Below are 22,226 nucleotides of genomic sequence, written 5' to 3'. Positions count from 1 at the left end.
ATGCCAGTCAGAAGAATTGAACACGTCGGACTTATGGTCGCAAACTTAGAAACATCTATTTCATTTTATGAGGAAGTAGTCGGCTTACAGCTCATTAAACGGATGGGGCATCCAAACCCAGACTTAAAACTCGCTTTTTTAGGTGTAGAAGAATCAAAAGAAACGATACTCGAACTAATTGAAGGTTACAACTCTTCTCTTCCGGCAGAAGGAAAAGTGCATCACATTTGCTTTAAGGTAGATTCATTAGAAGATGAAATCGAAAGAATACAGAAACACGGAGTAACATTTTTACTTGGAGATGAAATCGAAACATTACCGGATGGAACACGTTACATATTCTTCACTGGCCCTGACGGGGAGTGGATTGAGTTTTTTGAGACGGAGAGATAAAGTGAAACTTTAATCAGAGGGGGGGGTTTGTCCATCCCCTCTCATTATTAGCCCGTACCAATCGGACTTTTACAGGCAGTTAATCTCCCAAAAATAGCGGGATAAATAATCGTAGAGATATCAGGTTTTTATTTTGGGGTTATTTTAAAACCTTAGCTTGATGGGCATCGGGGACTGACGGCAAAACTCGGATATTATATGTTAAGACATTTTTAGAGAGCATAAAAAAAAGACACCCTAAAGTGCCCTCCTCCGATTTGAGAATCACATCTATGTATGGAAGAAATTTAGAAAAGACAAATACAAAAAGGGAAGCTTCTAACTATAATTTATAGAGCTCGCATGTAAGCAATTACTTACATGCATATTTCCTTATTTACTGGAAGAAGAATCCCCCGTTATATTACTTTCTAATCAGTCTCGTTAAAGCCATCCCAAGAAATCCAGCACCCATTCCTATTAGCCATCCAGTTTGGGTACTTCCTAACATAGATCCCACTCCTCCACCAAGAAACATGCAGCCAACGAATACTAATCCTCCAATTCCCCAGTTCGGCCGATCCATAATTCAATCACATCCTTTCAATAAAACATATGCTATTAGCCACCTAAACTTTCTTACATAGGATATGTTAATTATTTTGCTAGAGATGGCATAGTTATTTAGCAACTTTCAGGGAATTAAAAAGACGGAGATTGACCGATTCGAAGGGATTGCAGGAGGAGAATTTAATTTTTTGTATTATAATAACTTAGGGGTTATGGAACAAATTCTTCTTCAACTAACCAGCTAATAGAAGCCTGGAGGTTTTCCACAATCGAGGGCTCATCGCCATCAAGCTAAAATTTCGTTTCGGGGAAGAATGTGTTTCTTTACATGGTAGCGATGGGGTTCCGCCAGCATTTCGAAAAAAAACCACGCTAAGCACATTTTAATACAAAAAAAGCCGAGTTTTACCCCTCTAAGAGTAAACCGGCTCATTAATATTTAAAGGAAGTAATGTTTATAAATTGGTAGAATACAATTCTTCAAGCTTATATTCTCCTAAGAAATTGATACGTTCCCAACCTAAATGCCATTATACGGCATTAAATCTTCTTGGAATTCACCTTTTCTTCAGTTCTTCTACTGCTTTTTCCATGTAAACTGTATTCCATATGTTTATAGCATTAATTATTATGTTAAGTGCCCTGGCTCGTTCTCTTAATTCGCCATTTTTATCGAAAAATATAGCTCTAGCTAATGCATTTGTGGCCTCACCCTTATCCAATTGTCCGTTAATAGACACACGTGGTTTAAATTGTCCTTTTTCATGAAATAGACCAGTCATGTGCCACATTCTTTTTAAAAGAAGGTTTCCATTCTGACAAATCCTGATAAACAAACGTTATATTGTCACATATTTTCTCTGCAACTTCGTACATATGTTTTATATCATTAGCCGTAAATAATATACTTCCTTTGCGTTGAGTACTGTCTACAATAGTTGGTATGATGTCGCCCTCTTTTACTAATAGATCAATTAATACGACCTCGGATATGTTAGCTAACTCTTTATACTTGATTTCTTTTAAGCAACCCGGTTTTGGAATCAAGCTTAAAGACATAGCTTGACATTTTGAAGGTACACATCTAAATTCATCTATAGTCTCAGTAGCTAACGCATCATAATAGTATCCAAATTGAGATATGCCGGTTGTTAGTTCCACCATTCTCCATATGTTGCCGCCACCTATTCTAACTTGAGACTCTATGATTATTGGCTTATTTTGTTTGTCTATCTTTATTTCTGTATGAGTAATGCCGTTTTCCATTTGCATATCGTCCAAAAATAGCATTACTTTCTCCATAATTAATTTTTTTTGAGATTCATCTATAGGTGCCGGCATAATAGTATAGTTTATTATAAACGTATCTTCTTTAAATACTTCAGCTGATATAGCTAGTATAGAATGTTTTTTGTTATAAGAAACGGTTTCGACCGTATAAACTACATCACCTCCAATGTACTCTTCCACTAAAACAGGTAGTTGAATACCATTATCTTTAATAAATACCTCTACGTCATCTCCCGTGTCTAGCTTAGATACACCTTTACCACCTGCGCCAATCGGGAGTTTTATTATAATACTATCTTTTTTGTTCAAAAATTCATTAATGTCTTTAATGTTATTGCAAACTGTCGAATCTATCGAAAAGTCTTTGTCTGCTAGAATTTCACGCATCATGTCTTTATTGCGGGTTATCAGATTAGCATTGTAAGAAGGTCCTTTAACATTAAAAATCTTTGCAATTATGCAAGCTGTATCTAAGGCTGTTTCGTTGAAAGATACAACCACATCAAATGGTTTCTCTTTGTATAATTCTTCAGCATAGTACACACACAAAGGTATGTTTGTTGTGTCTATTTCTTTTTTATAGAAACACTTTTCTAAGATAGCACCATCAAAATATATATGTTTAGTGTAAGACCCTATATACGAAACAGTATACCCACTGTCTAAAGCATCTTGTATAGGTTTTGTCCATCCCCCTATAAATAAAATGTGTGGTGTATTTTCTATGTCAGTGCCTTTTGATACCTTATACATCATAATCATCTCCTCTAAAATGAACTCGTATATTCAATGTCAGTTCCTTTTGATACACCTCGTCTTAACAACACCACTAAACACAATGTTGTTCCGAAGCCCCCTATAAATAACGTAGTTTGAAGCCCAAATATAGAAACTAAAAATGCACTAGCAAAACTTCCCAATGCCCAAGCTCCCAAATTAAGCGTACGCTGTACAGCATTTACTCTGCCTAGCATGTGATTTGGTGAGGCAAGTTGTCGTATGGTTGCAGCGTAAGGGCCAAATACACCTTCTCCCATACCATGTATGATACTTGCAGCTACTATACCGTAAACGGTTCCCATATATCCCATTATCGGTATAACGGCCAGACCGGTAACTGATACAGTAGCACTATAAATAAGCATTTTTGTATTATTAATTTGTTGACTTTTTTTCATGAGTATCGTATTGCCTATTAAAAATCCCACCGCTGCTGAACCTACAACAAACCCTATTTCAAGTTCAGATAGACCCATTACCTTATAAAGGAATATTACTAAAATGCTATTTAGTATGTATTTAAAAAAACCGTAAACAGCACCACAGCTTACAATTGGTTCCAATACAGGGTGTTTTTTAAAATATATCAAACCTTCATATATGTTTTTGTATACGGATTTTATATTTACGTTTTTTAAAGAGCCTTCTGTATGCGGTTTAAACTTTGAAATAAATAATACAAACACAAAACAAACAAAATACGTTACTGCGTCAACAGTGAAAGAACCTGTTAATCCAACTAGAGTAATAACGATTCCTGCTAGCATAGGACCAATTACTATAGAAAGAGACTCCGAAAGTGCTAGTTGAGCATTTCCTTTTTTTAAGTAGTCTTTATCTGTTAATATTTCCGGTAAGAAAGAAGGAATTGCAATGTTGTAAAACGTGTTAAATATTCCATTTAAAAACATGAGAAACACCAATAAAGGGAACGTTATTATATTTGTTACAGTCAGTATGAATACTGATAAAAATAAAATACCTTGACATATACTACAAATTAGCAAAACATTTTTTCTATGAAAGATGTCTATCAAAGCACCGGCTACTAACCCAAAAATTAGGTAGGGTAAGAATATAACCCCACGAAGCATGGCAGCATTTGCCTCACTTGTTTGTAGCACCTCTAATGCAAAAAGAGGCAAAGCTACTATTGTAAACTGGGTACCTAACAAACTTATAGATTGTCCTAGCCAAAGCTTGTGAAAATTAAAATGTTTGCTATCTTTCATAATACCCCCCCATTAATTCATATTTATAAATTATCAAGTTTACGATATAAGTAAGATCAGGCAAAACCTATCTTTCATCTAATGTCTATACCACATAAAAATTCGAAACCTGATATAAAAGCGATTTTAGTTCCAAAATGAAGACTTGATGTTTAAAACTCTCCTGGCTAATGAAAAGTTCATCTTCCGAAAAATACTGCCGCAATTCGTTCATAACTCAATTGAAAGACGGATGGAATTGACTTGTCAGAGTCTTGTAATTGATTAGTTCGTTTCAGATTCATTTTCCAATCATATGTCACTTTGAATCACCTCCAGCCTCAGTATAACCTTGAAGGCACGCTGTTGTACGCATTTTGGAATGTAACAGCAAGATAACAAAGTTACAATGACGAGTTGTTATGTAATTGTACATAGTCAGATTCACACGATTGGAGAAGATGAAAAATCTTTGAATCCAAGGTATCTGGTTTGAATTCCACTCGTCACAAATATACACTTGGATTGGATCGATGCTTTTATAGCAGTGATATACCAGGTATTCCTTCAGTATTTTATATAGGACTTTTTCAGTGATCTCGCATTTATGTGCTTTCTTGTTGCAGCGAGCCAGTGCACTTAACATAATAATTAATGCTATAAGCGTATAGAATACTGTCTATATGGAAAAGGCCACAGAAGAATTGAAGCGAAGAGGGTGGGGTCAAAGAGGCTCTAATGCCGTATATATGGCCTTTAGGTGGGAACACATCAATTTCTTAGGGGAATATAAGTTTGAGGGATTGCATTCAACAAGTTTACATTCCTTACGTTCTTTAAATAATAAAAAGCAAAATTACTCTTAACGGGGTAAAATTCAGCTTTTTTTATATTAAAATGTGCTTAGCTTGTTTTTTTCTGAAATGCTGGCGATTCCACTCTAAGGGTATCTCACCCAGTTCTTATTGTTGCAAGATAAGCAGCATATAGTCAATTAAAATAATTTAACAACCCACATTAGAAAAAACATCAAGAAAAGACATTCCAAACATGGAACGCCTTCTTTTACTTTATAAAACCATCCACTTAAATCTATTTTCCAAATATACCATTCAACACTCTGAAATATTCTAATCAACATAATCACTCATTTAACTAAAGAAATTAGTTAATTGCATAACGCTCTTCTGACTTTTCTTGCGAAAGTTAGTGGATCATCAACGTCTTCGATATTAACGTAAATCAAATTTGGATCATCACATAACCACTCATTGTGTATAGACGAAACTATTATTCCTTGTTTAATAATTGTAGCAACAAATTCAGTGACTTCCTTTTGTAAGAGTGCTACCCGGCCTAGACATAATGCCCGTCCAGTTTTATTATCTCTTGATTCGAATGAGAAGGAAGTTGTTACTCTAAAACGTTTTCCTAAGATTGTTGCTTGTATTTCATCCCGATTTATTGTTGCCACGCATTTTCCACCAGCGAATCCTTTTTGGCCGCCGATAATTCTTGCAAACTGTTGACAAATTGATTCCTCATTAATCGCCATACCTTCAATCATCCCCCCTTTTACTGTTAGGTTATGAATTCATACATAGGTCTGAAACGGTAATGAATCTATTCGGTTACAAAAAAGGTGATGGCAATCTAACGAAATCTGTTAGCTCAATTATTCTTGATCATATGACTAGTTACCCGAGTTTAAATGATGCAGAATTTTTTTGTTATGAGGTGTTTTTCCTTTTTAGCTTGATGGGTATGGGGTGCTACTCCATAGCTATTAAGTTAAGAAACACATTCTTCCCCAAATGTTTAGTTACAAAATGTCTTAGACTGCATTTAGATAAACCAAAATAACAAGCAAAAGCCCCTTCAAATTTGAAGGGACTTTTTAGTATATAGAAATTAGCTTAAATCAAAGATAACATCTCTTGAAAGGGGGCATTTTTATATTATTCAGGTTTATTGAGGAGCCTTCGTTTGAAGCAACTTTAACCCCATACCAATAAAAATCATTCCTGTTACTTTATTTAGAATCATTCCTACCTTTTGATTTCCTCTTAATTTTTTTGTGACATATGAAGAGAAATAAGCAACAAATAAACACCACAATAGTCCAGTTACTGTAAAAGTAAGTCCTAAAATGATAAAAGGCATAGGACCTGAAGCCTTTGTATCTATAAATTGCGGAAGAAACGCAATAAAGAATAAAGAGACTTTTGGATTCGTAAGACTTGTTAAAAGTCCTTGTAAATAGATCTTTTTAATGTTCAATTTATTGGATGAGGCTTGGAAAGCTACATTTGTCTTATCCAATATCATTTTAATCCCTAAATATACAAGATAGATAACACCTATAACCTTAATGGTGTTAAATAACACAATGGATTTTGTAAGTATAATAGATAAACCAAAAGCAACCAATAACGTATGAACTAAAGAACCAGTAATAATACCAAAAACAGAATACACACCTGCTTTTCTACCTTGTGAAATACTTCTCCCCACAATATACATGGTGTCTGCGCCAGGAATTAGATTTAATAAAATCCCTGTTAGTAAAAACACTTCATAATTAATAATACCGTACATTCTAGCACCTCTATCTATTTTTTTGGTGCCCTTATTGATATTAAAGTAAATAAAAGAAAAAGAAAAGTATTTTCTATTTATTCAAGAAAATCAGTGGCTTTTTTGATTTACAACCAATAAAACTGATGGAGTGTATCATTCGTATTGCGGACCCAAAACTCACTATTGAATAAGTAAAACCCCAGAAATCCAAAGGTCTCTGGGGCATCATTATATATCTATCTCTTTTTGTTTTTTGTTTTGTTTATGTCTATAAAGGAATTTTCGACCTGTTAGAGAAATCAGTAATAAAATCATTATTAGTACTAAAAATTGCATAAATGATAAATCAAAATATTTAGCACCTGTAACAATTAAAAGTGTAGAAATCGTACCTTTTACAATGAAAAAAATAATAATCCATAATCCGCTTTTTTTCCAGTTCATTTTTATTTTACCCTTTCTTACGTTTAAATTCTTAAAAGATTTAGTGATAGTCCTTGAAAGTGACATCTTAATAGAAATCTATTACATTAATAAAAAAGTCATGTCTAATTAAATGTGACGATTCTATAGTAAGTGAAAATGATATTCATTGTCAATTTTATTGACTATTTTAATTCCAATCGTCTCATACTGGAATGGTTTGAATAACTATTCTTTTCATCTCAATCTCTTTCCACTTTGTTTCTTCTGGGTAATGAGCTCTTGTCTTCTAACGAAAAACACCTCCATTAAATTTGCATACTTAGTATGCGAATTCAAGAGGTGTTTTTTCATGTACCACTATTCGGGTTCACTTCAATCACGATTTCCTGCTTTTCTATAAATTTAAGTTATTGATACATGTATCGTTTCACGCGAGATACTATTTACTAGTACACGATAACTGGATCATTAGTGCTCAAATTATCATACACAGTTTTTGCAATATTAGGAAGAAGGTTAACACATCCGCCTGATCCCCCTGTTAAATAGGCATTATTCGCCCAGTTTGTTCGCCAGCCTGCATCATGGAACCCTTGACCGCTATTTGTGAACGGAACCCAGTAATCTACTTTAACTGCATAATCAGCTTTACCTACTGCGCTGCCTTTCAGCGTGTATGGTGTTCGTTTATATAGGACGTACCACACACCTGGTGATGTATCTTCACTCGTGCTATGTTTACCAGTTACTACATTTGTTGTAACTACTAATTTTCCATCTTTGTAAATCCAAATTTGTTGCTCTGCAATTGAAACTTCCGCATACGTGTCTCCGATACCATTATTCGATGTTGTTTCATAACCGATCCCTTCCTTCTCCCACCCATTTCCGTGAATATTAGAAGCAGAAAGTGATTTTTCACCTTTCTCAAAGGCTTGTTGAACTTGTTTTGTTTCTTTTTCAACATCTAGTGCCCAGCCATAACCTTGTCCTTTTACTGATATGACCGACCCAGAATGAGTTTTAAATGCGAAATCTTTATTTAACGTTGATTTAGCATTATTAATTTCAGCAATCTTATTCTTAATGTCGCTCGCATCGATTGTAACTTTCATATCCTTTGACATAGAGGCATTTTGAATTAAATCTTTCGCTTTTAAAGGATAAACTTCATTCTGCACCTTATAATCAACGGACTGTTGCAGAAGATCCTGTAGTGCTTTCTCCTCTTTTTTGACAATCGGATCGTCTTCTTTAATAGGCTTTATGTATGCAGACTTCAGATGAATTTCGCTTTTATACTTCTGCTTGTCGTAATCTTTCAGTAGACTAGTAACGTCATACTGTTTTCCTTCAACGCTTTTCGAAATAATAACCTTGCCTTGTTCGAGCTTCGCCATAGCATCTTGAGGCGCTTTTAATTTTTCGTTCATAGAGATGAGCTTTTCTTCTACAAGCTTTTTCATCGTTTCACTACGATACTGATCCGCCTTTTCCGGTAGCAGTGAATAATTTTTTTCCTTTGAGGAAGGGAAAAATGTCCACTGACTTTTTAATAGTTTCTTAACTTGAGGCAAATCTTTTTCCGTAAGTTCTGTTTTTGTATCTTTTTCATCTAAAACTTGTTGTTGATCGACATAGACTTTGTTTGCTAGTCCAGATGTTTTTAATTTCTGTATTGCCTGATCAGTGCTCAGACCACCGACTTTTGTGTCATTAATCGTAACATTCGAATTGAAGTGAGTTGCCTGATAATAACTCATCCCCCCAATGAGAAGTACAATTATACCAACACCCGCTGCGATAAGCTTCCAATTTGTAAAACGTTTGCTTGATCTTACTCGTTTTTTATCAACTTCTTCAACTGATTCATTTATTGTATTGTTGTTCATCAATCTTTCCCCCATATACATTAACGTCAATCGATTTTAAATCAAAACCATTGACTAGTGTACCTTATTTTTCCTGAAATTTCATTATTTTTGACCAGATTTTATCGCATTTAATTGACCAAATTTAGATTTTTTAATAGAACAACACATAAAGATGGCAGATAATTTTTTTCAATTCACAATAAATAACCCCTTACAAGTAATAAATCATTGCAATAAATACAAAAAGTATGCAATTATGATTGCATACTTAGTAGATTTAACAAAGAACTTGGTAGATTAAGTATTTGAAATTCATGATAAAACAGATCCTAAATCTTCAACTGAAAAGAAGAAAACAATAAGAATGGACAGAGAGTAAAGGTATCGGGACCAGATTAGCAGTTCCAATTCAAGTTGATGAGTACATAAAAGAGCGTTCTGAACTCCTTTTATATCAAATTCAATGTTTTTCTAAGAATGTAAACTTTTTAAAAGACGTAGTTTTAGAAAACAGCAGTCTACATATTCATCATTGAGAACAAGACATCCCGGAAAAAGCCCAAAAGTTAAGTACCATATACTTTTATTCAGATAACGTCTCACCTGTAATAATTTCAAACAAAGTGGCTGCGTTTTTTCTGTTAATTGAGCATACCGATTATCTCCCGCCATTACTTCTACTATATCCTTATTAGAACTAATCCAAATTTGATATACCACAGCTTTCGCTTCTATTTCGGTGTTTCTATTATGTAATTATAGTTTTTTTTGACATTTTATCATTATAAATTTAAATGGAGGTTTATTTTCCATATTTTTATGTGGCTCAACAATTCCCGTAGATTCGATCAGTCCATATTTTCCAAAGTCTTGTTTTACCGAGTCAGCATCATAAAAATACATTTTTACCCCTTCCATTATTTCGAAATAGTCTCTACCCAGTTGTTTACCCTTTCCAAACATTGGGGCTTCTTTTGAAATAGTAGTAAAAATCATATATCCGTTTGGCTTTAATTGGTTATAGCAATCTTTAATAAACTTCTCTCTCTCATCCTTATTCAATAAATGAATAAGTGCATAACAAAATATACCATCATACAGTTTGTTATCAAAAGGCATATCCGTTACTGAACCATGGAAGAAATCAGCATTAAGTTCATTTTGTCTTGCCAATTCAATCGCTGTTTTTGAAATTTCAATACCTGTTACATGTATCCCGTTATCAATAAAAACCTTTGCATTTCTTCCGTACCCAATACCAGGAATCAATATATCCTTCACTTTCTTTTCAAGGAAAAATTCCTTCGTCAAAATTGCGGAGTCTGAGGCTTCAAATCCCCACATCATTTGATTTTCTATAAAACTTGCTTCCCAAAATTCTGTCATATCTCAATCTCCTTTATAAATATTAACTCTCTTTTTTAAAAATCTACTGTTGCCTATGTAACTCTTGTGCTTGGACATACCATAGTCATGCCCTCTTTCATTGAATGTAGCAACGTTATCGCATATTCACGAAATTGTATCAAATTTCAACATTAATTAAAAACAAAAAGCATTGGATACCCAATGCTTTTTACACTTACGCAAACAGAGACGTATTCGCATATAAAGCTGGCGAGCCACCTGAATGTACGAATAAAATGTTGTCCTCTTTATTAAATTTACCTTTTCTAATTAAATCGATTAGTCCCGCTACTGCTTTACCTGTATAAACTGGATCAAGTAAAATACCTTCAGTTTTCGCAAGTAACTGAACCGCTTCAACCATTTCCGGTGTTGGTAACGCGTAACCTGGCCCTACATATTCATCAAAGCATGTAACTGCTTCGCGTGAAATAGAGTTTGGGATACCAACGTGAGCTGAAGTTTCATCTACAAGTTTTGCAACTTTCTCTTCTTGCTCTGCTTTTCCTCTACTTACATTTATTCCGATTACAGGAATTTTGCTTTGCGTTCCGGAAAAACCAGTAATTAAACCAGCATGCATACCAGCGCTACCACTTACACAAACAACTGAACTGAAATCAATTCCTTGCTCGAATGATTGAGCCATAATTTCTTGCGCACAAGCAATGTAACCCATTGCGCCAGTAGGGTTCGATCCACCAACTGGAATTACATATGGTGTATTTCCTTTTTCACTTACTTCTCTCGCTACTTTATGCATTTCTTCCATAAGATCTGTTCCGTTTGGCACAACAATTACATTCTCAGCGCCTAATAAATGATATAAGAAGTAGTTTCCGTTAAAGTCTGGCTTTTCTTCTGGCTCAAGCCCTTCTTCTAACACAAGAATACACTTCATTTTTTCTTTTACCGCAGCTGCTAATGTTAGACGGCAATGGTTGGACTGAATACCGCCAGCTGTAATTAACGTATCTGCACCTTTTGCCTGTGCATCCGCAACTAGAAATTCTAACTTTCTCGTCTTATTACCGCCAGCTGTTAAACCAAGTAAATCATCTCGTTTAAAATAAATAGTTGGCCCACCAAGTGCTTCAGAAAAATTGTTTAACTTTTCAATTGGTGTATATGATTCTGTATATTTTTTTCTCGGGAATTTAGCTAAGTTCATCAATAACGCTCCTTTTGTACTTCTTTCACAATATATGTAACGATACTATTATTACATGTAAAAATGATGAAGTCATCTTTCTGGATTAAAAATGTATTGAATTTCAGTTCGGTAAATGAAATTCAACTAACGATTTTAACTTCGGTGCGGTATATGAAATTTATATCGACTTACCAACAAAAAAGACAAAACAAAAGGCTTTGTTAAATAGCATTATTGTTTTTTATGTATATAATATGGGAACGTCCGATTTGGACGTTCCCATATTTCATTAAAGCCCCCTATAATAGAATAACTGTAAAGCTAATGACGCTTTTTTAAAAGCTGCGTTTCCCTGCCCAAGCTCCTTGCATTTTACTTAGAAATACAATTTGCCCAATATGATATGCGTCGTGCAATGCTAAACTCTTCAGTTCAAGAACTAATGATCTTTCTCCAGGGATCTGTCTATACAAATCTTCTTGTTCTGATTTCGCTAATATTTTTTCAAGTTCACGATGAACATAAAAGTATTCTTGTTTTGTTTCCTTCCAATTTTGAAATGTCTCAGTTGGTAATCGAAATGTAGATTCATTATCTTCTGCCTGTGGTTCATTCGCTGTTTCACCAAGAAATCGCATCAGAAGTCTCTTTTTATAGAAAAGTAAATGACAAACTAATTCCCATATGGAATTCATTGCCCCCTCATCTGGTTTCCAAATTGCCTGTTCAAAAGTAACACCCTCTAGCACTTTTTCAAGTGGTGGAAACCAGTCTTCTTCATCTAAGCAGCTTGCCCATTGTTGTAACAAAAGTGTCTTTACATCCATTTTCTATTCCCTCCAATTTAATCCCTTTAATAGATAACCCCTTTGGTCAAAATTTATTTGCGGCGTGTTGTAGATAGCTATTAAACTGGCCCTTTAATGGAACAATGAACGTTCTATTATTTGTAAAATTCTGATCATATAAGTTTATCAGAATCGCTACTGAAAAAGAACAACTGTCTAAAACCATTTTAGTTATCATTTATATGTTTGAATAACAACATTATTTTTAACAAAGCCAAACAAAAAGAGCCCTATCTCATTCGATAAGGCTCTTACCAATCACTTATTTGCCGAAAAACGAAGAAGCTGCATTAATCCCGGCTGTAAATTCATTTCTCCTTTATGACGTACATATATAATTTTGTCTCCATCAAATTTTGGAGGGTTCCCTGGATTATACGTCTGCCACTCATTCGTTCCTTCTATAGCGTACTCCATATATTCAGTTGCACCGACAATTACATTTTCACTATCATCTGCTGTAACATTTGGTGCCATTTGTGCAATTTTCGCATCACTAATTAATAGTTTCTTTATATCTTTATCACGTTTATAATCGTAAGCTGTTACGGTTACATCGTTACCGTATGCTCTTATTTGTAATCCTTGTTTAAATGAAGAACCATCTGGAGCAGTTTTCTCTCCGCCATTTGGTCCAGCTGACATCCAGCCCGTTTCAATTCCGCCCGTATTTACAACAGTAAATCCTTTTTCATCTCCACCTGCAATTTTCTTTTTACCAGCCCAGTCAGGTAAATTTAAATCCCAATGCGTATGACTCGTAAAGAAAACAACTTGCGGATAGTCTTTTAAAATATCGTACAATTTATCGACGTTTAAATAGTCTTGTAAATATGGTGATTGTCTTGATCCAGATACCGTATCCGGTAAAACGTGATGAGAGAAAATGAAAATCGGCTTATTTTTATCTTTCTGGCTGTACTCTTCTAGATTTTGTTTGATCCAACCTAATTGTTCATCACTCATATATACTTCATCCGACATTTTTGAATCATGGTATTTCATATATTTTTCAGTTCCTAAAAATAAGAGCGGATAACCGTCTAATTCTTTTTTATGATATACCTTTTCTTGTCCGCTAAACTGTAAATAGCGGTTGAATAGCGTTTTCTCAGTTACACCATTTGGCCATGTATTTTGAGAGAGTTTCCCATCAGCTGTCCATTTACCAGCATAAAACTCATGATTCCCAACAGTTGACCACACATTTTCCGGATGCTTATTTTTGTTTAACACACGTTTTACATCATCATACTGCGACTTCTGTCCAGTTGGCGTTATATCCCCATTCATAATAAGTGCTCTTGAAAGTGGCGTCACTTTGTTCATATCTTTTAACACATGATCAAAATCCCCTAAATCCCCTTGAATGTCACTAATAACGTTAAAAGTTGTAGCTGACTTTCGAACTTGCTCTTTTCCTTCTGCATGCATTGTAAATGTCGGTAATAATACTGCCATAACAGCTAATGAAGCAACTGCCCTTTTCATACAATTTCTCCCCCTAATAATAGAATGTATAAACTGACATGTTCTGCGTTCTCTTAGTTGCTTGTCCAATTCACATTATAAGGAGAGATTGTAAAAATTGATGGAGTGAAAAATTAAGTGTTTTTTAAGAGATTTTGTCTTTTTTACACGACACATTTAACAATTGGCGCCAATTTTTCTATTTACCTATTAATATTAAATGAATGTAAAATTATACGATCAATCACTTAGTTTGATATGTTGTGTTTTAATTTCCTTTACACAATTTCAATACAGTACTTTACCTTTTTAAATTCTCTTCATTTAATTCGTACAACTCTAGTACAATAAAACGCCCATCTTTTCTGTATATTCCCACAAAAAAATAACGTTTTCCGTTTAGATGCATCTCATTTATTTTTCTTGGTGTTCCGCATTCCATTCACTTAAATAAGATGCATATTCTAATTCATCTGGATTATCATGTAACATAGAAATAAACTCTAATTTATTCCCATCACAATCCAGAAAGTATACACTTGCAGCTGGCATCCATCTTTGGACAACTGGCTCTTGATTTCCTTTCCCTTGGCTTCCTACCACTTCTATTCCACGATTCTCTAACCATAATTTAGAAGTCTTTAGAAATTCTAAATCTACACCAAAAGCAAAGTGTTTCATCTCAAAATCCTCAATATTATGTACTTCCCATAGCCCAAGCATTTGCTTTTTACTTTCTCCTACCCAAAAGAAAGCCACTTTTCTTTTCGATAGTTTTCTTGCTAATGCTAACCCTAACTTATTTTGATAAAAATCTATCGCCTTTTCTAAATCTCTTACATGTAAATGAGTTTCATATATGTTCTGTATCATTCTACTTGCTCCTCTCTGTATTTGTATTGGTAACAACGGGTTAAGTAGTTACTGTAATTTTAAATCTGAATTATGTATCTCCATATTTACTATTCTATCGAAATTAAAATATGATATATCCAACTGAAGTAGTAAATTCAAATAAAATTTCTACTGCTTTTGTAGGAAGAGACTCCATTAAATTTAGATGAAATCCTATTTAAAAAATGAAAAACGCTATTCTTTTAGTAAGAATAGCGTTTTTCACTCTTTGGGGGTAGTTAATATTTTTAATTATGTGCTTTCTAATTATTGTTTTTTATTACTTCTAATTTTCGGGAAAAATCCACTAATTAATAATGTTATAATCCACGCCATTATTAGAATGAAATTTATTGTATTACCGGAATTTAAACTTAAAATCCTCCACAAATAGGCAGCACAAAATACGAGCAGAGCGGTAATAATAAGTAAAAATACCCTAACCACTAATCTTATGTAAGGTTTCTTCTCGTGCCTAATAATGAAGATTCCTCTACCTTTGTACAATCTAATCACAAACAGCAACAAATATACGCCAAGTGCGGCTCCAATAACAATTGATATAATTGAGTTGTTTTTTCTCTGCTCAGCGAGAGAGAAGTAACTTTCAGGTAATTTTCCAGTTTCATATTCAATCCATGCGTGATAAATATCTTGTCGTAAGTCTATACCACCTTCACTATTCGTAAGAATTACCAATCCATCCTTTGTATTAGGAATGAAACCATAAAAAGAATGCCAGCCTCGATTGTCACCAGAATGATAAATTAATTTCCATTGATTAGATAACTTTTTTTCAAATACACCTAAACCATTCTCACCTAATACCGGCTTTTGCATTTCCTTAACACGTTCACTTTTGATGACACCATTACCTTTATTATTTGCATCCATGCTTGCAAGTATTAATGTCATCATATCGGTAATATTTGTCTTGAGACCTGCGGCAGCCTGTTCGGTAAATTGGTAACTAGGGAGTTCCTCTCCAAAATATCCATAGACTTTCGAAAGATTAGGATTTTCAGGACGTTGTAGGAATGAACTAGATTTCATTCCTACAGGTTTCATAATTTGTTCCTCCATATAACGATCAAAAGGTATTCCGGTAACCTCTTCAATAACAAGTTGCAAAATTGTATATCCACCACCAGAATAAATTGTTTCTGAACCGGGTTTTTTGGTAACCTCCACTGGCTCATTAAACCATCCTTTTCCAGACAGAGACTCCTCGATAGAATCAAGATGTTTCCCGGGTGCAACCCCAAGGTATCCTTTATGTGCAGAAAGCCCTGCTGTGTGGCTTAACAATCTTCTTATTGTAACTTCATTATTATTGAACCCTGAATTAGGTAATTTCCATTTGGTTAGATATTTTCCAACGGGATCATCTAATGATAAACGACCTTCATCTACAAGATGTAGGATTCCCCACGCTGTAAGACTTTTAGATATGGAACCAGCCTGAAACAAAGTATCATCACTCACCGCTTTTTTTGTCTTTTTATCTACATAACCGTAGTTAAGTGTATAAGCAATACGCCCCTCATGTACGATGCCTATTGCAACCCCTGGTACATTATAATTCCCCTGCCATTTTGGTACCTGTTCATCCATCTTTTTCTTGAAGTTCTCTATACTCCTATCAGTCAACGTGCCCGATTCTGCCCTCACCGCTTTTGTAAACCACGCTTCATTCGTAATTAATATACAAATGATTAAACATAAAATACTTTTGCATATTATGGATACTTTTTGTCTATTCTTCATTTGCTCCACCCCTTTTTCAGAATATTCTCTCCGTTATTCAGAATATCTCATTCAAATATCCAGTTCTATCGATTTTTATTACTTAACCTTACAAAATTGTAATAAAAATCAACAAACTAATTACTCAGGGGTTTTACTGTCCTTTACACAATTTCAATAAAGCACTTTACCTTTTTAAATTTTCTTCATTTAATCCGAACAACTCTTGTAAAATAAAACGTCCATCTTTTCTAATAAGTACGTCATCAAACCAAATTTCACCCCCGCCATACTCTGGCCTTTGAATGTTTACTAAATCCCAATGTATCGCTGATTTATTCCCGTTGTCTGCACCTTGTAACGAATCTCCAATCGCTAGATGAAAACTACCATTTATTTTTTCATCAAATAACGTATTATTCATCGGGTGTAATATATAAGGATTAAAAGCTAGTGCAAATTCACCAATATATCTTGCTCCCTCATCCGTATCAAGAATTTGATTTATTCGCTCTGTATCATTTGCATATGCCTCTATTATTTTCCCATGCTTAATATGTAACTTTATATCTTGAAACGAATAACCTTGTTGGACAGACACTGTATTGAAAGTTACTACTCCATTTACTGAGTTTTTAACAGGTGCTGTATACACTTCACCATCAGGTATATTATCCGTGCCATCTCCTTTTAATACACCAATTCCTTCAATTGAAAATTTCAAATCCGTACCTTCCCCAATAATCCTTACTCGCTTTGTCTTTTCCATTAATTCTTTTAACGGCTCCATCGCTATCGACATTTTTCTGTAATCTAACGTACAAACATCATAATAAAATTTTTCATAAGCCTCAGTGCTCATATTCGCTTCTTGCGCAGAGGCTTCGTTCGGGATTCTAGTTGTCACCCATCTTGTTTTATACACTGCTTCACTATGAGCTTTTCCAAATATCTTTTGATATAATTTCATTTTTTCTGCTGGTACATCTGCTAATTCATATGCATTTCTAGGACTACGGAGATTAATATATACTTGCATCTTACTTAAGCGATAACACTCCCAATCTGCAAACAACTTAAATTGTTCTTCAGATCCTGACAAAATCAGTTGCCTCGTAACAGAAACGTCACGCATTGATACATGCGCATATCCCCCTGCTTTTTCCACAGCCTTAATAATTTCACGAACTACTATAGGATCTATTTCAGTAACACTTTGAATTAACACTTGGTCACCAGGTTGCACTTTAGTAGAATGGTTGACTAGCACATCTGCTAATTTAGATAATTCCCGCTTCATTACGCCCCTCATCCCTTCACTGCCGTTTCAATAACTTAATAAAAAAAGAGAACTACTCTCTTCAATCATTTCTCTTCTCCATCCAAACAATAAATCATTAGAAATATAACATATAAATTCCATAGACTAGGTACTACAGCCACACTAAAGTAAAGAGTCCCTGGTAATAACCAAGATCCGCAAAGTATCATCAAAAATGAACCATATGAACACTGTGGGTATATCGTGGCTCTTTTCCGTTGTTATCTTATTTATTTGTGCACTGCTCATTTTCCATATAATTTTCACACTCTGGAAGCAACGAAATCGTTTGTACAAACTCAATGAACAATCTAATATAATCGTCCATTCACTTCCGATGTCCTTAGGAATGATTTCTACAATGACAATTTGTGTAGTTATCGGAGCCATTATGAGTCACCATTTAAGTACAGCCTATGTTTTAGGACTCCTGATTGGTATTTTTGTTAGTGGTATTATCAGTTTTCCATTTCAAGATATGATCCCCATATTAAATGGGATTGTAGCAGGAGCAATGGGAGGATTAATGGGCGTAATGATTGGTATCATGATACCTCAAAACGGATTGTATATCATTGTAATACTATTAATGATATTGTTTACAGCCACTTGGGTTACCATGAATCGACGAATTCGTAGTCAACCTGTAGAGTAGAATCTACTCCCTTATTTTTAGGTGGCGTCACTGCTATCATTCTCTTGTTAATCGTATTTCTCAATTGCCACTGTGCATCAGTTTGATACAATTATATTGGATGGGAGTCCAATATATATTATTAAAATTAAGATGGTTCAAGTCGGAGGAAGGCACCTTAGGGTGTCTTTTCTTTATTTTCAAAAGGACCTGCTCAATTAATGCGTAAAAACATAAAGTAAAATGAATCCGTTAAAATACATGAGTGAACCCTAGTTTTCCCCTCCCATTAAAGGAGGAACTATTATGGGCTTTGGTGGTAGTTGCAGTAGTTGTGGCGGCGGCTTTGCTTTATTAGTAGTATTATTTATTTTATTAATCATAGTTGGAGCTAGCTGCTTCTGCTAAAAAAACTATCAGAAAAGACACTCATATATGGGTGTCTTTTCTTTATGCGTTAAAAAGCCCACCTATTTCCGTAGGTAGACTATATGTGATTTTGCACTTGTGCACGATTGAATTATAACAGAAACGTTATACCTCTACAGTAATAATTTTACGTACTATACAACTGCACATTCAGAAGACAATAATGTTGCGGCATTTTCATCTTAAAAAAATGAGCCCATAGTAAAAACAACCTTAAAATAGGCATATGAACAAGGTGCATCATCTAGTGATAGGTCATATTTTGTTGGTGTACGTATTGAACTTATTTTATAGCGCTATTTCTACTTAGATTTAACGAACAGAAATATAGGAAAGCATTGATGGGGTTTTATTTTATAAACGGAGGTCATGAAAATGAATCAGTTTCAACAAGAACTACAAGCGTTAAGCCTTAATGATTATCAGTCTGAAAATGTTGTGTATTGGGACCAGCAAAACCAATATCCATATTACTATATTGAAGGTGATGCTCGTCGCTGTGGCGGTTGTGGTGGTCGTTGTGGTGGTCGTTGTGGTGGTGGTGGATTCCGTTGTGGTGGATTCCGTTGTTTTGGTTGCTTCGGTTGCTTTAATTGTGGTGGTTGCGGTGGTTGTGGTGGTTGCGGTGGTTGCTCTAATTGTTTTGATGGTTTTAATGGTTTTAGTGGTTTTAACGGTACTACTGTAACATTTGGATAAAGTTTGATTAGACATGTTTTAAAAATCCTTATTTAGTGAGAACCGAAAAGAATTCATTTTGAATAAAGTTTGAACAAAAACAGAGTAATTATTGTGGATTAGTGTACAAATTTTATTTCGTGAAAAAAGTTTAATCAAAAATCATTTAGAATTCTTTGATAGAAACGTCGCAACTTCCTTCAACACTTCGCGACTTTATTATAAACATCGCATCTTTTTTCAAAGCATCGTGACTTTATTTCAAACCCACATATTTAACGGGTATAAAGTAGATCTATCAGACTTACCTTTATATAATGAAGAATTTTTCTAAGTGTTTTTCCAGGCGTGTAACTTTATAAAATATAAAACACCATTTCAAAATAATTTAAAATGGTGTTTTTATATTAATCAACCATTTTTATATACAAACAATAGAATACTTTATTAAGAAGCAGGATATTCTAAAACAATCCAAATTGCATCGTTTTCATACTGTGCCCGTTTTGAAGATACTAAATAATGATGCGAACTATTAATAAAATCAGTAGCTCGGACTATCACTGCGGAATCTTGATCTTCCTTTAATATTGTATGAGGTAATAGCCTAGCTAAATCCTCTTCCTCCGAGGAAGTCCATTTGTTTTCTTTCCAACAAACTAGCACAAAAATTGCATTCATTAATCTTAAAAGATATATTACTTCTACATTTTCATTCTCATATAAATCGGGTTCTTTCCCAAATGGTTTACTTGCTAAAAAACTTTCGGATTCGCTATTCCTAAAAACGGCATACCCATCATAGCGCCTAACTTTACATACGAACCCAAGAACAAGCTATATTTACTTGTTGCTTCTGAATTTTCTTCTATAATATATTTCGCATTCCGCTTCAACAAATTAGAACTTTTTTCCTTTCTCATACCATTGTATAAGATTTTCATTACTTATTAGTAATTTCACTTGAACATCCACTATCTAACAAAAACATTAGCTGATAAATATAAGTAAGATAATATACATAAACAATATTCCCGAAAGGTAAAAGTTCGAAAATAGCAAATCAACAAAAAACAGTTGTATTTTATTGTAAATACGAAAGTAAACTTTTTATTATTAGTTTACTTTCAAATTCCCGAAACCATTGCCTTCCCGTCAATTCTCCTAATATCCCCAATTTATAAAAAGAAATTATACATTAAAAGACTATAAACAAAGGGGTTAAAAATCCCTTTGGGAATATTTAATAAAATAATGGATGAATCCATCACAAGGAAAAGAAGCTAACAATAAATTGTTAACTTCTCAGTTTAAATCCAAATAGTATCTTTCCTTATCTTCTACTATCTAGATTGTGATTTAATATTTGTAAGATGAGCATCGAACATATCAATTATTTCAAGAAATCTATCAGCTTCACGAAAAACATGGTCTGCTAATAATGGATGAATGATACTCTTTATTTTACATTGCTCAATTAAATCACGTGCCGTTTTCTTAAAATCCCGAAGAGATGTGACTGACACACGATTTTGATCTAAAAATTGATCTAAAAGAGGAACTGTTTGAGATTGTGGCTTCATAGATTCTAAGTCAATTGCTTGATACATCAATTCATCAAAATCATTGCTAAAATTCCGGGCTGTACCTACAAGCTTTCTTTCCGATGGATCAAGAAGATGACCAATAAATTTAGCATGGTCTGCCATAATCCTTAAAAAGAAAACATTTTCTTTAATAATAGCATCAGGAAGGGCATCTAATTTACCTTCATTTAATTCAATTAAACGTTTTCTAAAATAATTAGCTTCCCTACTTGTATGGTCAACTAACAGTGGAAAATTATTTTGTCCTGGCAATTTACATGTGAGAATTAATCCTAGAATTTTTCGTTTAAATCCCCAAATATTAGTTGCAGCTTGTTGTACTTCTGCATTAAATCTTTTTATTTGCCCAGGATCTGTTTCATTTGTATAGGAATACGCTATTTTTTCGATATGTTCAAACAATCGATAAAATTGATTAGCCTCTTCGATTAGTTGGGTATCCTCGCATCTAAACCCCAATCGAAGAAAAAAAGAATGCTCCTTCATGATTCTAGACCAAAAACGAATTTCATTTAATGATCGTTCAACAAACATTACAGACGTAACACCCGTATCAGGATGTAATGAGGTTTCATCCCTATTCATTCTTAATCCCCCTCAGTAAATACTAAGCTAGTTCCATTCTTATGAGTAAATATATATAAAAATACCATCAATAAAATTTCATGATGAATAATGATAAATCTCGTATACATGTAAAATTAACCTAACCTATCATTATCGATAGCCTAAAAAAGCTCACTCCTTATCTATTTTTATATAAGGAGTGAGCTTTTCTTCTGAAGTTTCCCTGGCGCAACCTTAGCCTGATAGCGATGTGCAACTACCCCACATCCATCAACTTAAGGTATATTTTTATACAAAACGCGGTCTTTTCACGTAGTATTTTATTATCGTTTATAGATGTTATAAAAGTAGGCATATCAAATAAACCCT

The 22,226-nt window shown here is 34.1% G+C and carries 21 protein-coding genes and 3 pseudogenes; 6 read left to right on the top strand and 18 right to left on the bottom strand.

From position 1 onward, the window contains the following. Entirely contained in the window at positions 1-393 is a 393-nt protein-coding gene (locus tag MR071_RS15310) for a VOC family protein (protein WP_105587263.1), read from the top strand. A 403-nt stretch (positions 394-796) separates the two neighbouring features. On the opposite strand, the gene MR071_RS15305 is transcribed toward MR071_RS15310, so the two are convergent. The 5 genes and pseudogenes from MR071_RS15305 to MR071_RS25485 form a co-directional block, all read right to left on the bottom strand. Further along, positions 797-958 carry a hypothetical protein gene (locus tag MR071_RS15305; RefSeq protein ID WP_164881585.1) on the bottom strand — a complete coding sequence of 54 codons (162 nt, stop codon included), beginning with the start codon at positions 956-958 and terminating at the stop codon, positions 797-799. A gap of 439 nt (positions 959-1,397) precedes the next feature. Beyond that, a pseudogene (locus MR071_RS15300) lies at positions 1,398-1,685 on the bottom strand (Tn3 family transposase); the annotation flags it as partial. A 19-nt stretch (positions 1,686-1,704) separates the two neighbouring features. Continuing rightward, positions 1,705-2,985: an ATP-grasp domain-containing protein gene (locus MR071_RS15295; RefSeq protein WP_242236706.1), complete on the bottom strand. Its 1,281-nt coding sequence runs from the start codon at positions 2,983-2,985 to the stop codon at positions 1,705-1,707. A gap of 14 nt (positions 2,986-2,999) precedes the next feature. Further along, positions 3,000-4,244, bottom strand: a complete 1,245-nt coding sequence (locus MR071_RS15290) for an MFS transporter (protein WP_242236704.1) — start codon at positions 4,242-4,244, stop codon at positions 3,000-3,002. A gap of 179 nt (positions 4,245-4,423) precedes the next feature. After that, entirely contained in the window at positions 4,424-4,546 is a 123-nt protein-coding gene (locus MR071_RS25485; RefSeq protein ID WP_255834214.1) for a hypothetical protein, read from the bottom strand. A 297-nt stretch (positions 4,547-4,843) separates the two neighbouring features. Between MR071_RS25485 and MR071_RS25810 the strand changes: the two are divergent. Next, positions 4,844-5,089 (top strand): annotated as a pseudogene (locus tag MR071_RS25810) (Tn3 family transposase); the annotation flags it as partial. 302 nt (positions 5,090-5,391) lie between these two features. Here MR071_RS25810 and MR071_RS15285 read toward each other — a convergent pair. The 4 genes from MR071_RS15285 to MR071_RS15270 form a co-directional block, all read right to left on the bottom strand. Continuing rightward, positions 5,392-5,778, bottom strand: coding sequence for a DUF1259 domain-containing protein (locus MR071_RS15285; RefSeq protein ID WP_242236750.1), 387 nt, complete (start codon positions 5,776-5,778; stop codon positions 5,392-5,394). Positions 5,779-6,191: 413 nt separating this feature from the next. After that, positions 6,192-6,821 carry a LysE family translocator gene (locus MR071_RS15280; protein ID WP_242236700.1) on the bottom strand — a complete coding sequence of 210 codons (630 nt, stop codon included), beginning with the start codon at positions 6,819-6,821 and terminating at the stop codon, positions 6,192-6,194. A 210-nt stretch (positions 6,822-7,031) separates the two neighbouring features. Continuing rightward, a complete protein-coding gene (locus tag MR071_RS15275; protein ID WP_105587268.1) occupies positions 7,032-7,247 on the bottom strand; it encodes a hypothetical protein in 216 nt (71 codons plus the stop codon). 428 nt (positions 7,248-7,675) lie between these two features. Continuing rightward, positions 7,676-9,121 (bottom strand): L,D-transpeptidase family protein, encoded by a 1,446-nt coding sequence (locus MR071_RS15270; RefSeq protein ID WP_242236699.1) that lies wholly within the window; start codon positions 9,119-9,121, stop codon positions 7,676-7,678. A gap of 223 nt (positions 9,122-9,344) precedes the next feature. On the opposite strand from MR071_RS15270, the pseudogene MR071_RS25805 reads away from it, so the two are divergent. Next, positions 9,345-9,636: pseudogene (locus tag MR071_RS25805) on the top strand (hypothetical protein); the annotation flags it as partial. A gap of 223 nt (positions 9,637-9,859) precedes the next feature. Here MR071_RS25805 and MR071_RS15265 read toward each other — a convergent pair. From MR071_RS15265 to MR071_RS15235, 7 genes are all read right to left on the bottom strand, one after another. Beyond that, a complete protein-coding gene (locus MR071_RS15265; protein ID WP_242236697.1) occupies positions 9,860-10,489 on the bottom strand; it encodes a class I SAM-dependent methyltransferase in 630 nt (209 codons plus the stop codon). Positions 10,490-10,685: 196 nt separating this feature from the next. Beyond that, the gene (gene cuyA, locus MR071_RS15260; protein WP_105588167.1) at positions 10,686-11,681 is read right to left on the bottom strand and encodes a D-cysteate sulfo-lyase; all 996 of its coding nucleotides are present in this window, start codon (positions 11,679-11,681) and stop codon (positions 10,686-10,688) included. 317 nt (positions 11,682-11,998) lie between these two features. Beyond that, on the bottom strand, positions 11,999-12,490 hold the full coding sequence (locus MR071_RS15255; protein WP_105588168.1) for a DinB family protein: 492 nt from the start codon (positions 12,488-12,490) through the stop codon (positions 11,999-12,001). Positions 12,491-12,769: 279 nt separating this feature from the next. After that, positions 12,770-14,002, bottom strand: a complete 1,233-nt coding sequence (locus MR071_RS15250) for a DUF4073 domain-containing protein (protein WP_242236696.1) — start codon at positions 14,000-14,002, stop codon at positions 12,770-12,772. 393 nt (positions 14,003-14,395) lie between these two features. Further along, positions 14,396-14,854, bottom strand: a complete 459-nt coding sequence (locus MR071_RS15245) for a VOC family protein (protein WP_105588170.1) — start codon at positions 14,852-14,854, stop codon at positions 14,396-14,398. Positions 14,855-15,142: 288 nt separating this feature from the next. After that, on the bottom strand, positions 15,143-16,642 hold the full coding sequence (locus MR071_RS15240; protein ID WP_105588171.1) for a serine hydrolase domain-containing protein: 1,500 nt from the start codon (positions 16,640-16,642) through the stop codon (positions 15,143-15,145). Between the two features lie 166 nt (positions 16,643-16,808). Then, positions 16,809-17,921 carry an aminopeptidase gene (locus MR071_RS15235; RefSeq protein ID WP_105588172.1) on the bottom strand — a complete coding sequence of 371 codons (1,113 nt, stop codon included), beginning with the start codon at positions 17,919-17,921 and terminating at the stop codon, positions 16,809-16,811. Positions 17,922-18,231: 310 nt separating this feature from the next. Between MR071_RS15235 and MR071_RS15230 the strand changes: the two genes are divergently transcribed. From MR071_RS15230 to MR071_RS15220, 3 genes are all read left to right on the top strand, one after another. After that, the gene (locus MR071_RS15230; RefSeq protein ID WP_242236694.1) at positions 18,232-18,597 is read left to right on the top strand and encodes a hypothetical protein; all 366 of its coding nucleotides are present in this window, start codon (positions 18,232-18,234) and stop codon (positions 18,595-18,597) included. Between the two features lie 285 nt (positions 18,598-18,882). After that, complete coding sequence (locus MR071_RS15225; RefSeq protein WP_000505688.1) at positions 18,883-18,984, top strand: YjcZ family sporulation protein; 102 nt, start codon at positions 18,883-18,885, stop codon at positions 18,982-18,984. Between the two features lie 396 nt (positions 18,985-19,380). Further along, positions 19,381-19,704: a heterocycloanthracin/sonorensin family bacteriocin gene (locus tag MR071_RS15220; RefSeq protein ID WP_242236692.1), complete on the top strand. Its 324-nt coding sequence runs from the start codon at positions 19,381-19,383 to the stop codon at positions 19,702-19,704. Between the two features lie 426 nt (positions 19,705-20,130). Here MR071_RS15220 and MR071_RS15215 read toward each other — a convergent pair whose 3' ends face one another. Further along, positions 20,131-20,349, bottom strand: a complete 219-nt coding sequence (locus tag MR071_RS15215; RefSeq protein ID WP_242236690.1) for a hypothetical protein — start codon at positions 20,347-20,349, stop codon at positions 20,131-20,133. A gap of 677 nt (positions 20,350-21,026) precedes the next feature. Continuing rightward, on the bottom strand, positions 21,027-21,875 hold the full coding sequence (locus tag MR071_RS15210; RefSeq protein ID WP_242236688.1) for a DUF2935 domain-containing protein: 849 nt from the start codon (positions 21,873-21,875) through the stop codon (positions 21,027-21,029). Positions 21,876-22,226 lie beyond the last annotated feature (351 nt).

This window comes from Bacillus cereus group sp. BfR-BA-01316 (assembly GCF_022664195.1).
In the GTDB taxonomy this organism is placed as follows: Bacteria; Bacillota; Bacilli; order Bacillales; family Bacillaceae_G; genus Bacillus_A.
Note: the sequence above shows the minus strand (reverse complement) of the source record. Positions and strands in the feature narration are given on the sequence as shown.